The following is a 12296-nucleotide window of genomic DNA, read 5'->3' as shown; positions in this document are numbered from 1 at the left end:
CGGTAACTCCATTCACTATGGCAGGAAACAAACCCTTCAACAAACAGACTGAACCCCGTGAACGTGATTATCAGGTCGCCGGGTTAAAAGTCCCGCCGCACTCGATTGAAGCGGAACAGTCGGTGTTGGGCGGTTTAATGCTGGATAACGAACGCTGGGACGACGTTGCCGAGCGCGTCGTTGCAGAAGATTTCTATACCCGTCCGCACCGTCATATCTTCACGGAAATGGCGCGTTTGCAGGAGTCGGGCAGCCCGATTGACCTGATTACGCTCGCAGAATCGCTGGAGCGCCTGGGGCAGCTGGACAGCGTCGGCGGCTTTGCCTATCTGGCAGAACTGTCAAAAAACACGCCAAGCGCCGCGAACATTAGCGCTTATGCTGACATCGTCCGCGAACGCGCCGTTGTCCGCGAGATGATTTCGGTGGCGAACGAGATCGCCGAGGCCGGTTTCGACCCGCAGGGCCGCACCAGCGAAGATCTACTCGACCTGGCGGAATCCCGCGTCTTTAAAATCGCCGAAAGCCGTGCCAACAAAGACGAAGGCCCGAAAAACATTGCCGACGTGCTCGACGCCACCGTTGCGCGTATAGAGCAGCTTTTCCAGCAGCCGCACGATGGCGTGACGGGGGTAAACACCGGCTATGACGATCTCAACAAAAAAACGGCGGGTCTTCAGCCGTCGGATTTGATTATCGTCGCGGCGCGTCCATCAATGGGTAAAACGACATTTGCGATGAACCTCGTCGAAAACGCGGCGATGTTGCAGGATAAGCCGGTGCTTATCTTCAGTCTTGAGATGCCCTCAGAACAGATTATGATGCGTTCTCTGGCATCCCTGTCGCGCGTGGATCAGACCCGCATCCGTACCGGCCAGCTGGACGACGAGGACTGGGCGCGTATCTCCGGCACCATGGGCATTTTGCTGGAAAAACGGAACATCTACATCGATGACTCCTCCGGCCTGACGCCGACGGAAGTGCGCTCCCGCGCGCGCCGCATCGCCCGTGAACACGGCGGCATCGGCCTTATCATGATCGACTACCTTCAGCTGATGCGCGTCCCGTCGCTCTCCGACAACCGTACGCTGGAGATCGCCGAGATTTCCCGCTCGCTCAAGGCGTTAGCTAAAGAGCTGCACGTTCCGGTGGTGGCGCTGTCGCAGCTTAACCGCTCCCTGGAACAGCGTGCAGACAAACGCCCGGTCAACTCCGACCTGCGTGAATCCGGCTCCATTGAGCAGGATGCTGACTTAATCATGTTCATCTACCGTGATGAGGTCTATCACGAGAACAGCGACCTGAAAGGGATCGCCGAAATTATTATTGGTAAGCAACGTAACGGCCCCATCGGTACGGTGCGTCTCACCTTTAACGGCCAGTGGTCGCGTTTCGACAACTATGCCGGTCCTCAATATGATGATGAGTAATTTCTAAGGAATTCAAATGCAAGCGGCAACTGTTGTGATTAACCGCCGCGCTCTGCGACACAACCTGCAACATCTGCGAGAACTGGCGCCCGCCAGCAAGCTCGTTGCAGTCGTGAAAGCGAACGCTTACGGACACGGTCTTCTTGAGACCGCGCGAACGCTCCCCGATGCCGACGCCTTTGGTGTCGCCCGTCTCGAAGAAGCCCTTCGCCTGCGCGAAGGCGGCATTACGCAACCGATTCTGCTTCTAGAAGGCTTTTTTGAAGCCAGCGATCTGCCGACCATTGCAGACCAGCAGCTGCACACGGCGGTCCATAACGAAGAACAGCTGGCCGCGCTGGAAACGGCTGAACTGAGCGAGCCGGTCACCGTCTGGATGAAGCTCGATACGGGCATGCACCGTCTGGGCGTGCGCCCGGAAAACGCGGAGGCGTTTTATCAGCGTTTGTGCCAGTGCAAAAATGTGCGCCAGCCGGTGAACATCGTCAGCCATTTTGCCCGTGCCGACGAACCTGAATGCGGCGCCACCGAGCAGCAGCTTGATATCTTCAACACCTTCTGCGAAGGCAAGCCGGGAATGCGCTCCATTGCGGCGTCCGGCGGCATTCTGCTGTGGCCGCAGTCCCACTTCGACTGGGCGCGTCCGGGCATTATCCTGTATGGCGTTTCCCCGCTTGAGAACAAACCCTGGGGACCGGACTTCGGCTTTAAGCCGGTGATGTCGCTGGTTTCAAAGCTGATTGCCGTGCGTGAGCACAAAGCAGGCGAGCCGGTAGGTTACGGCGGCACCTGGACCAGCGAGCGCGACACGCGGCTTGGCGTGGTGGCGATGGGCTACGGCGACGGCTATCCCCGCGCCGCACCAACCGGCACGCCGGTGCTGATTAATGGCCGCGAAGTGAAGATTGTCGGCCGCGTAGCGATGGACATGATTTGTGTCGATCTGGGTCCCGACGCGCAGGATAAAGCGGGCGACGATGCGGTGATGTGGGGTGAAGGGCTGCCCGTCGAGCGCATTGCTGAGATTACAAAAGTGAGTGCTTACGAACTTATTACGCGTTTGACGTCGCGGGTGGCGATGAAATACATCGACTGAGCTTTAACGGGATGCGATGCATCCCGCTTCTGTTAACATCCCCTCGATCTTCTCCTGCTTCCGGTTTATTGTTGAAAACCCTGCCTCATAATAATCCGGAGAACATCGCGTGTTTCAGAAAGTAGACGCCTACGCCGGCGACCCTATTCTCTCCTTGATGGAGCGTTTCAAAGAAGATCCTCGCAGCGATAAAGTGAACCTCAGCATTGGTCTTTATTACAACGAGGACGGCATCATTCCTCAACTGAAAGCCGTTGCCGAAGCCGAAGCGCGTCTTAACGCAACCCCGCACGGGGCTTCGCTTTATTTGCCGATGGAAGGGTTAAATACCTACCGTAATACCATTGCGCCGCTGCTGTTTGGTGCGGACCACGCGGTGCTCGCGCAAAAGCGCGTGGCGACTATCCAGACGCTGGGTGGCTCGGGTGCGCTGAAGGTAGGCGCAGATTTCCTGAAAAAATATTTCCCGGACTCCGGCGTGTGGGTCAGCGACCCGACGTGGGAAAACCACGTGGCCATCTTTGAAGGCGCGGGCTTTAAGGTTGCGACCTATCCGTGGTTTGACAGCGAAACTAACGGCGTGCGCGTTGACGCGCTGCTGGAAAAACTGAACACCCTGCCGGCGCGCAGCATCGTGCTGCTGCACCCGTGCTGCCATAACCCGACCGGAGCCGATCTCACCAATCCACAGTGGGATGCCGTAATTGAGGTACTGAAGTCGCGTGACCTGATCCCGTTCCTCGACATCGCCTATCAGGGCTTTGGCGCGGGCATGGAGGAGGACGCCTACGCCATTCGCGCGATTGCCAGCGCGGGTCTGCCTGCGCTGGTCAGCAACTCTTTCTCAAAAATCTTCTCCCTTTACGGCGAGCGCGTCGGCGGTCTGTCCGTAGTGTGTGAAGACGCTGAAGCCGCAGGGCGCGTACTCGGCCAACTGAAAGCGACGGTCCGCCGTATCTACTCCAGCCCGCCGAACTTTGGTGCGCAGGTGGTGGCGACCGTTCTGGGCGATGACCAGCTGAAAGCCACCTGGCTTGCGGAAGTGGAAGCGATGCGCAAGCGCATTCTGTCGATGCGTCAGGAGCTGGTTAACGTGCTGAAAAAGGCGGTGCCGGGGCAGAACTTCGACTATCTGCTTAAGCAGCGCGGGATGTTTAGCTACACCGGACTGAGCGCCGCACAGGTCGATCGCCTGCGTGACGAGTTCGGCGTCTACCTGATCGCCAGCGGCCGTATGTGTGTGGCGGGGCTAAATGCCGGCAACGTCCAGCGCGTGGCGCAGGCCTTTGCATCCGTAATGTAAGTATTCACTTACTTGCATGCATATGTAGGCCGGGTAAGGCGCAGCCGCCACCCGGCTTTTTTGTTCGCGCCAGTGCCAGTCATGTCCCGTCCACGCTTTGTGATCGTCTTCTTTTTATTCAGCTTCATAACTAAAAACTCCTTTCCTTCCCCTCCCGCTGGGGTTATGGTCGGATAGTTTTTTGACCATCCGCTCAAAATAAAACGATAACAAACTGAATATTCAGGGGAAAATATGCGCAAGATCACACTGGCGCTCAGCGCCGCCTGCTTATTGTTCTCGCTTAATAGTACCGTTGTTGCGCGGGCTTCTGCCCCGACGCCGCTTTACACCGGAACCACCGCCGCCATTCTTGCCGAACAGGCGCCCATTCACTGGGTTTCCGTGGCACAAATCGAAAACAGCCTGACGGGCCGCCCGCCCATGGCGGTGGGCTTCGACATTGACGATACCGTGCTCTTCTCCAGCCCCGGTTTCTGGCGCGGCAAAAAAACCTACTCGCCGGACAGCGAAGCCTATCTGAAAAACCCGGAATTCTGGGAAAAGATGAACAATGGCTGGGATGAGTTCAGTATCCCGAAAGAAGTTGCCCGTGCGCTGATCGCCATGCACGTAAAGCGCGGCGACAGCATTTACTTCGTGACCGGACGTAGCCAGACCAAAACGGAAACCGTCTCGAAAACGCTCCAGGATGATTTCCTGATCCCGGCGTCCAGCATGAACCCGGTCATTTTTGCCGGCGATCGTGAAGGGCAAAACACCAAAACCCAGTGGCTGGAAAAGAAAAACATCAAAGTGTTCTACGGGGATTCCGATAATGACATCACGGCGGCGCACGACGTGGGGGCCAGAGGCATCAGGGTGTTACGCGCCTCGAACTCTACCTACCGACCGCTGCCGATGGCCGGAAAATTTGGCGAAGAGGTGATCGTTAACTCCGAATACTGATGCATTAACGGCGGGATGGGTGCTTTTTTAAGCAAATCTCGCCGCGCGGGTTTTACCTTTCGCTTTCTTGCTGCACACTTAGAAAGATTCACCTTTCATAAAGGAGCAGCACATGTGGTATCAACAGACCCTGACCTTAAGCGCAAAATCACGCGGTTTTCACCTGGTGACGGACGAAGTCATCGGGCAAATCCGCGACCTGTCGCGCGTCAAAACGGGTTTGCTGCATCTGCTGCTCCAGCACACATCTGCTTCTCTCACGCTCAATGAAAATTGCGATCCCACCGTCCGGTCTGACATGGAGCGGCATTTTCTGAAAGCCGTCCCGGATAACGCCCCGTATGAGCATGATTACGAAGGGGCGGATGATATGCCTTCGCATATCAAATCCTCTTTGCTGGGCGTCTCGCTGACGCTGCCGGTTCACAACGGGCGGTTACTGCTGGGCACGTGGCAAGGGATCTGGCTGGGAGAACATCGCATTCACGGTGGTTCGCGTAAAATTATCGCAACGCTACAAGGGGAATAAAGATGACAATTTCGGAGATACTTCAGTACTGCATGAGCAAGCCGGGCGCGGAACAAAGCGTTCACAGCGACTGGAAAGCCACGCAGATCAAAGTGGGTGATGTTCTGTTTGCGATGGTGAAAGAGGTGGAGGCGCGGCCTGCGGCATCACTGAAAACCAGTCCGGAACTGGCCGATTTACTGCGCCAGCAGCACAATGATGTCAGGCCAAGTAAGCATCTTAACAAAGCGCACTGGAGTACGGTGTTTCTCGACGGCTCGCTGCCAGATTCGCAAATTTACTACCTGGTGGATGCGTCGTATCAACAGGCGGTGGAACTGCTGCCGGAAACGATCCGACAGCAGCTCTCCGTGTGACGATTACAGCAACGGTTTAAGGAAGCGCGCGGTGTGCGAGGCTTCGCACTCTGCAACGGTCTCTGGCGTACCGGAGACGAGGATTTCACCGCCGCCGCTGCCGCCTTCCGGGCCGAGATCGACAATCCAGTCCGCGGTTTTAATCACGTCCAGATTGTGCTCAATCACCACGATGGTGTTGCCCTGATCCCGCAGCTGGTGCAGCACGTCCAGCAACTGCTGGATATCCGCAAAGTGCAGGCCGGTAGTCGGTTCATCCAGAATGTACAGCGTCTGGCCGGTACCGCGTTTGGACAGCTCACGCGCCAGCTTCACGCGTTGCGCCTCACCGCCGGACAGGGTTGTTGCTGACTGACCCAGGCGAATGTAGGTCAGGCCCACGTCCATCAGGGTTTGCAGCTTACGCGCCAGCGCAGGGACGGCGTCAAAGAACTCGCGCGCCTCTTCGATGGTCATATCCAGCACTTCGTGGATGGTCTTGCCTTTGTACTTAATTTCCAGCGTTTCGCGGTTATAGCGCTTGCCTTTGCACTGGTCGCACGGCACGTAGATATCCGGCAGGAAGTGCATCTCAACCTTGATCACGCCGTCGCCCTGGCACGCTTCACAGCGGCCGCCGCGCACGTTAAAGCTGAAACGACCTGGCGTATACCCGCGTGAACGTGCTTCCGGCACGCCAGCGAAGAGTTCACGTACGGGCGTAAAGACGCCGGTATAGGTCGCCGGGTTGGAACGCGGCGTACGACCAATCGGGCTCTGGTCGATGTCGATAACCTTGTCGAAATGCTCCAGCCCCTGAATGTCGCGGTACGGTGCAGGTTCAGCCAGCGTCGCGCCGTTCAGCGCCGTCTGCGCAATCGGGAACAGCGTGTCGTTAATAAGCGTCGATTTACCGGAACCGGACACGCCGGTAATGCAGGTAAACAGCCCGACAGGCAGCGTCAGGGTGACGTCCTTCAGGTTGTTGCCGCGCGCCCCGGTGAGCTTAAGCACTTTTTCCGGGTTCGCCGCAACGCGCTGTTTCGGCACTTCAATCTTGCGCTTGCCGCTCATGTACTGGCCGGTCAGCGACTCGGGCACCGCCATAATATCCTTCAGCGTCCCTTCCGCCACCACCTGACCGCCGTGCACGCCCGCGCCCGGGCCGATGTCGATCACGTGGTCTGCGGCGCGAATGGCGTCTTCGTCGTGCTCCACCACGATCACCGTGTTGCCGAGGTTGCGCAGGTGAACCAGCGTGCCGAGCAGACGCTCGTTGTCGCGCTGGTGCAGGCCGATGGAGGGCTCATCGAGCACGTACATCACGCCGACTAAGCCCGCGCCAATCTGGCTCGCCAGACGGATACGCTGGGCTTCACCGCCGGAGAGCGTTTCCGCCGAGCGGGAAAGCGTCAGGTAGTTCAGGCCGACGTTCACGAGGAACTTGAGGCGGTCGCCGATCTCTTTCAGCACTTTTTCGGCAATTTTCGCGCGCTGGCCGGAAAGCTTCAGGTTGTTGAAGAAGTCCATCGCGTGACCGATGCTCATGTCTGAGATGGTCGGCAGCGCCGTGTTTTCCACAAACACGTGGCGCGCTTCGCGACGCAGACGCGTGCCCTCGCAGGTGGCGCAGGAGCGGTTGCTAATGAACTTCGCCAGCTCCTCGCGCACCGCGCTGGATTCGGTCTCTTTGTAGCGGCGCTCCATGTTGTGCAGCACCCCTTCGAACGGGTGGCGACGCACGGAGGTATCGCCGCGATCGTTCATGTATTTGAACTCAATGTTCTCTTTGCCGGAACCGAACAGGATCACTTTGTGCACGTTCGCGCTCAGGCTGGCCCACGGGGCTTCAACGTCGAACTTATAGTGCTCTGCCAGCGATTTCAGCATCTGGAAGTAGTAAAAGTTACGCTTATCCCAGCCGCGAATCGCACCGCCCGCCAGCGACAGCTCCGGGTTCTGGATCACGCGGTCCGGATCGAAATACTGCTGAACGCCAAGGCCGTCACAGGTCGGACACGCGCCTGCCGGGTTGTTGAATGAGAACAGGCGCGGTTCCAGCTCGCGCATGCTGTAGCCGCAAATCGGGCAGGCAAAGTTGGCGGAGAAGAGCAGCTCTTCCGCTTTGGCGTCGTCCATATCGGAGACCACCGCCGTGCCGCCGGAGAGCTCCAGCGCCGTTTCAAAGGATTCCGCCAGACGCGTCGCCAGATCTTCACGAACCTTAAAGCGGTCAATCACCACTTCAATGGTGTGCTTCTTTTGCAGCTCCAGCTTTGGCGGATCCGACAGGTCACACACTTCACCGTCGATACGGGCGCGGATATAGCCCTGGCTTGCCAGGTTTTCCAGCGTTTTGGTGTGCTCACCCTTACGCTCTTTAATGATTGGCGCCAGCAGCATCAGGCGCTTGCCTTCCGGCTGCGACAGCACGTTATCCACCATCTGGCTGACGGTCTGAGCCGCCAGCGGGACGTCGTGGTCCGGGCAGCGCGGCTCGCCTACGCGCGCATACAGCAGGCGCAGGTAGTCGTGAATTTCGGTAATGGTACCGACCGTGGAACGCGGGTTATGCGACGTGGATTTCTGCTCAATGGAGATAGCAGGGGATAACCCTTCAATGTGGTCGACATCCGGTTTTTCCATCAGCGACAGGAACTGACGCGCGTACGCCGAGAGCGATTCAACGTAACGACGCTGTCCTTCGGCATACAAGGTGTCGAAAGCCAGTGAGGATTTGCCAGACCCCGAAAGCCCGGTCACGACGATAAGTTTGTCGCGAGGGATTATGAGGTTGATATTCTTGAGATTGTGGGTGCGGGCGCCCCGAACTTCGATCTTATCCATTCACCTTTCCCGGTTGGAACACGGATTGCCTGATTTGTTTGAAGGACAAACGGCTGTCAGAAACGGCTAATTATGACACAAAATGACCTGTTTGAATATACAGTATTGGAATGCATTTTCTGATTCACTGTGTAACAATGTCGAGTCCGCGAGAGAACTCTGGAACATGCTACGCAACTATCAAAGTGTCGCATGGAAATGGTACACTCGCGCGTTTACACTATTAAGAAACGTATTCAGGAGACACGAACATGGCCAGCAGAGGCGTAAACAAGGTGATTCTCGTCGGTAATCTGGGCCAGGACCCGGAAGTACGCTACATGCCGAGTGGTGGCGCAGTTGCCAACATTACGCTGGCTACTTCCGAATCCTGGCGTGATAAAGCGACCGGTGAAATGAAAGAGCAGACCGAATGGCACCGCGTTGTGCTGTTTGGCAAACTGGCTGAAGTGGCCGGTGAGTATCTGCGTAAAGGCTCTCAGGTTTACATTGAAGGCCAGCTGCGTACCCGCAAATGGACTGACCAATCCGGTCAGGAAAAATACACCACGGAAGTGGTGGTGAACGTGGGCGGCACCATGCAGATGCTGGGTGGCCGTCAGGGCGGTGGCGCACCGGCAGGTGGCGGTCAGAACCAGCAGCAGGGCGGTTGGGGCCAGCCTCAGCAGCCTCAGGGTGGCAACCAGTTCAGCGGCGGCGCGCAGTCTCGTCCGCAGCAGCAGTCTGCTCCTGCTCCGTCTAACGAACCGCCAATGGACTTCGACGACGATATCCCGTTCTGATCGACGGACGCTAAAACAAAAAACCCAGACATCGTCTGGGTTTTTTTATGCTGAAGGGATCAGGTAATCACCATCGGCCAGTCTGGTGGCGTGTGGCTCATCGCCTCAACCATCACCACTTTGATGTTTTCCCAGACGGCGGCCATATCCACCAGCGTAATGCCGAGCAGACCTGTCGCGAACCAGCATGCGGCGCCCAATCCCAACAGGGTGCTAATCACAGCAAGACCTGCGTAGTCGGACTTTCGGAACTGAATGTTTAACGTGCTGGCCAGGAACATCAAAACCGCGCTCAACAACGGCCAGCGCAGGAGCACCATGCTGGTGGTAATGGTTGCCATATAACCCATCCTCGACAAAACAGACGAACTGAAATGAAACAATGTTTCTCGTTACATAAGATGTGTGAACTATATCACATTTGCTGTTTTATTCGCCAGTGTCTGCGTGAGGTAAAAGCGGTTTTATAACTCAGGAAAATATATCTTCGACGCTCACTTCAGCGTCTGCGGTGAATTTTTATATTTAATTCATTCAGATAGCAAAACCTTTGCAATACACGATCGGCTGTAAAGGGTTTACAGCAGTCAGTCTATCGATTAATGACCTGTGAAAGATAAAGGCGCGAGATGACTAACGACAGCATGCACGCCCTGGTGAAGCTGACGTCGCAACGCAACGTGCACTGGGGGCAAGCCCCTCCTGAGTCAGCGTTGAGTCCGCTGACGAGCCGCGCATGGCTGAAGTGTGTCAGGGGCAACGGGATACTTCAGCCATACTGATGCGTGCCGATAAACCATTATATGACGCCAGGCGTACGGGAAGAGGAAAATCGATTCTGGCATCTGATTATTTATAAATCAGCAGAAGAAAAAATAGTAGGCTATTTCAGTTAGGGAACTTTAACGCCCATCGCGAAGAATTATTCTTCTTATCAAAAACGAAACCAATACTTTTAGTTTGGCTTACGGGAGAATATTATCGGCATCACGAATTTTAGGATTTTTAATAGCAAAAGTCAGTTGCTAACTTCCTGTGATTCATGCAACGTAATCGCCTGTTTATCAAAGCAGCCGGCCTTCATTGCTACAGGCGTACATCATGCAGGGATACAGAGCGGGAAATGAATCGTAGCGCGCAGCGCAAGATGCTCAAAGTGGCAGGGATTATCATGGTAGTTATGCTGCCGGTGATGCTTGCGCTATGGTTTGCCCAGCTAAGAGCCGAGTCGGAAATCAGCTCCCAGCTGCGCACGTTCGCTGAACTGGCTTTAAACAAAACTGAACGGGTTATTCAACAGGTTGATCTGGCCCGGGAAGACGCGGAAAAATATCAGGGCAAAGTTTGTACGCCAGCGCATCGTCAATATATGTTGAACGTTTCCCGCGGTCGTCTTTTTGTTGCTGATTTAATATATGCTGAAGGCCAGAATTTTCTCTGTTCAACCATTTATACACCGGACCACCCTTACACCATCCCCGCGGCCAATTACACACGGAAACCTGACGTTTCCATCTATTATTTTCGCGATACGCCATTTTTTAATGGCTATAAAATGATATATGTGCAGCGCGGAAATTATGTCGTCGTGGTTAACCCGCTATCGTACAGTGAGGTGATGTCAGACGATCGTTCCCTGTCGTGGGGAGTATATGACACCGTCAGCAATGCATTCTTTTCCGTTAGCCAGAAAGCCAATATCCCTTTATTGCATTCGATGATTCGGCATGAGGAAACGACTTTTCAGCAGGATGACCGTTTTTATACGATCGTGAAATCCGGGCAGCGGCCCATTGCGGCCATCATTTCAACGTCCAGTGCCCGTTTTTATGAAACGCTTTATCACCAGGCTACCCTGACGCTACCGTTGGGGATGATTTGCAGCATAATTATTCTGCTGGTGTGGTCGCGTACACACCGCGAATTCAATTCGCCTGGCCGTCTTCTTCATCGGGCGCTGAATAATCGCCAGCTGTGCGTACATTATCAGCCCATTATTGATATTAAAAATAATCAGTGCGTGGGGGCGGAGGCGCTATTGCGCTGGCCTGGATTTAACGGGCAGGTCATGAGCCCGGCCGAATTTATTCCGCTGGCAGAAAAAGAGGGCATGATCGCGCGCATTACCGATTACGTTGTGGAGGAGGTGTTCAGCGATCTTGGGTATTTTCTTGCCGCTCATCCCGAGCTGTATGTCTCGATTAACCTGTCGGCTTCGGATTTCCACTCTTCGCGTCTTATCGCCCTGATCTCAGATAAAGCCCGCTTTTACTCGGTTCGCGCGCAGCAGATCAAAATAGAGGTGACGGAGCGGGGGTTTATCGACGTGCCAAAAACCACGCCGGTTATCCAGGCGTTTCGCCAGGCGGGCTATGAGGTGGCAATCGATGACTTCGGAACCGGCTACTCAAACCTGCATAATCTCTATTCCCTGAACGTCGATATTCTGAAAATCGATAAATCTTTTATCGATACCTTAGCCACTAACAGCACCAGCCACCTTATTGCTGAGCACATCATTGAGATGGCGCAAAGCCTGCGGTTGAAAACCATTGCGGAAGGGGTGGAGACCGCCGAGCAGGTCAGCTGGCTGTTGAAGCGAGGCGTGCAGTATTGTCAGGGATGGCACTTCGCGAAAGCGATGCCGCCCCAGGCATTTATGGCCTGGCAGCAGCAATCCTCGCGTTAACGCGCATTAATTAAGCTGGTGGCGGTAGTCGCTCGGCGTCCGGTCAAACTCGCGGCGGAAGACGCGGGAAAAGGTCTGCTGCGACACATAGCCCAGATCCATCGCGATATCAAAAATGGGCCGCTGCGTTGAGCGTAACGCCTGCGCCGCCAGCAGCAGCCTGCGCTGGCGAATGTAGTCGCCCAGCGTTTGATGCATCACGGTGCGGAACATTCTCTGTAAATACCATTTCGAATAGCCCGACTTCTTAGCGACCACATCAATGTTCAACGGCTGGTCGATATGTTCATCAATCCATTCAATAAGCGTCTGAATAATTTGCTGATGCGACATAAGG

General features: G+C 55.5%; 11 protein-coding genes. 8 read left to right on the top strand and 3 right to left on the bottom strand.

From position 1 onward, the window contains the following. Positions 1-17 precede the first annotated feature (17 nt). The 6 genes from dnaB to IM267_RS03990 all read left to right on the top strand — a co-directional run bounded on the left by dnaB (position 18) and on the right by IM267_RS03990 (position 5662). Positions 18-1430 (top strand): replicative DNA helicase, encoded by a 1413-nt coding sequence (gene dnaB, locus IM267_RS04015; RefSeq protein WP_003860298.1) that lies wholly within the window; start codon positions 18-20, stop codon positions 1428-1430. A gap of 16 nt (positions 1431-1446) precedes the next feature. Next, on the top strand, positions 1447-2526 hold the full coding sequence (gene alr / locus IM267_RS04010) for an alanine racemase (RefSeq protein WP_193032833.1): 1080 nt from the start codon (positions 1447-1449) through the stop codon (positions 2524-2526). Positions 2527-2635: 109 nt separating this feature from the next. Then, positions 2636-3829 carry an aromatic amino acid transaminase gene (gene tyrB / locus IM267_RS04005; protein WP_193032831.1) on the top strand — a complete coding sequence of 398 codons (1194 nt, stop codon included), beginning with the start codon at positions 2636-2638 and terminating at the stop codon, positions 3827-3829. 234 nt (positions 3830-4063) lie between these two features. After that, positions 4064-4777: an acid phosphatase AphA gene (gene aphA / locus IM267_RS04000; protein ID WP_107534472.1), complete on the top strand. Its 714-nt coding sequence runs from the start codon at positions 4064-4066 to the stop codon at positions 4775-4777. 112 nt (positions 4778-4889) lie between these two features. Continuing rightward, positions 4890-5306: a secondary thiamine-phosphate synthase enzyme YjbQ gene (locus tag IM267_RS03995; RefSeq protein ID WP_063865498.1), complete on the top strand. Its 417-nt coding sequence runs from the start codon at positions 4890-4892 to the stop codon at positions 5304-5306. Between the two features lie 2 nt (positions 5307-5308). Beyond that, a complete protein-coding gene (locus IM267_RS03990; protein WP_107534473.1) occupies positions 5309-5662 on the top strand; it encodes an MmcQ/YjbR family DNA-binding protein in 354 nt (117 codons plus the stop codon). A 3-nt stretch (positions 5663-5665) separates the two neighbouring features. Here the strand turns inward: IM267_RS03990 and uvrA are convergent, their stop codons facing one another. Beyond that, positions 5666-8488 carry an excinuclease ABC subunit UvrA gene (gene uvrA, locus IM267_RS03985; protein ID WP_003860287.1) on the bottom strand — a complete coding sequence of 941 codons (2823 nt, stop codon included), beginning with the start codon at positions 8486-8488 and terminating at the stop codon, positions 5666-5668. Positions 8489-8739: 251 nt separating this feature from the next. On the opposite strand from uvrA, the gene ssb1 reads away from it, so the two are divergent. Then, positions 8740-9270, top strand: coding sequence for a single-stranded DNA-binding protein SSB1 (gene ssb1, locus IM267_RS03980; protein WP_006810470.1), 531 nt, complete (start codon positions 8740-8742; stop codon positions 9268-9270). Positions 9271-9329: 59 nt separating this feature from the next. Here the strand turns inward: ssb1 and IM267_RS03975 are convergent, their stop codons facing one another. Further along, positions 9330-9611 (bottom strand): YjcB family protein, encoded by a 282-nt coding sequence (locus IM267_RS03975; protein ID WP_022646751.1) that lies wholly within the window; start codon positions 9609-9611, stop codon positions 9330-9332. Between the two features lie 782 nt (positions 9612-10393). On the opposite strand from IM267_RS03975, the gene IM267_RS03970 reads away from it, so the two are divergent. Then, the gene (locus IM267_RS03970; protein ID WP_193032829.1) at positions 10394-11959 is read left to right on the top strand and encodes an EAL domain-containing protein; all 1566 of its coding nucleotides are present in this window, start codon (positions 10394-10396) and stop codon (positions 11957-11959) included. Positions 11960-11965: 6 nt separating this feature from the next. Here IM267_RS03970 and soxS read toward each other — a convergent pair whose 3' ends face one another. Continuing rightward, positions 11966-12292, bottom strand: coding sequence for a superoxide response transcriptional regulator SoxS (gene soxS, locus IM267_RS03965; protein WP_003860277.1), 327 nt, complete (start codon positions 12290-12292; stop codon positions 11966-11968). Positions 12293-12296 lie beyond the last annotated feature (4 nt).

Source organism: Enterobacter cloacae complex sp. P15RS, from assembly GCF_014895905.1.
GTDB classification, from domain to species: domain Bacteria; phylum Pseudomonadota; class Gammaproteobacteria; order Enterobacterales; family Enterobacteriaceae; genus Enterobacter; species Enterobacter quasihormaechei.
The sequence above is the reverse complement of the archived record's forward strand: the minus strand, read 5'-3'. Positions and strand labels throughout refer to the sequence as shown.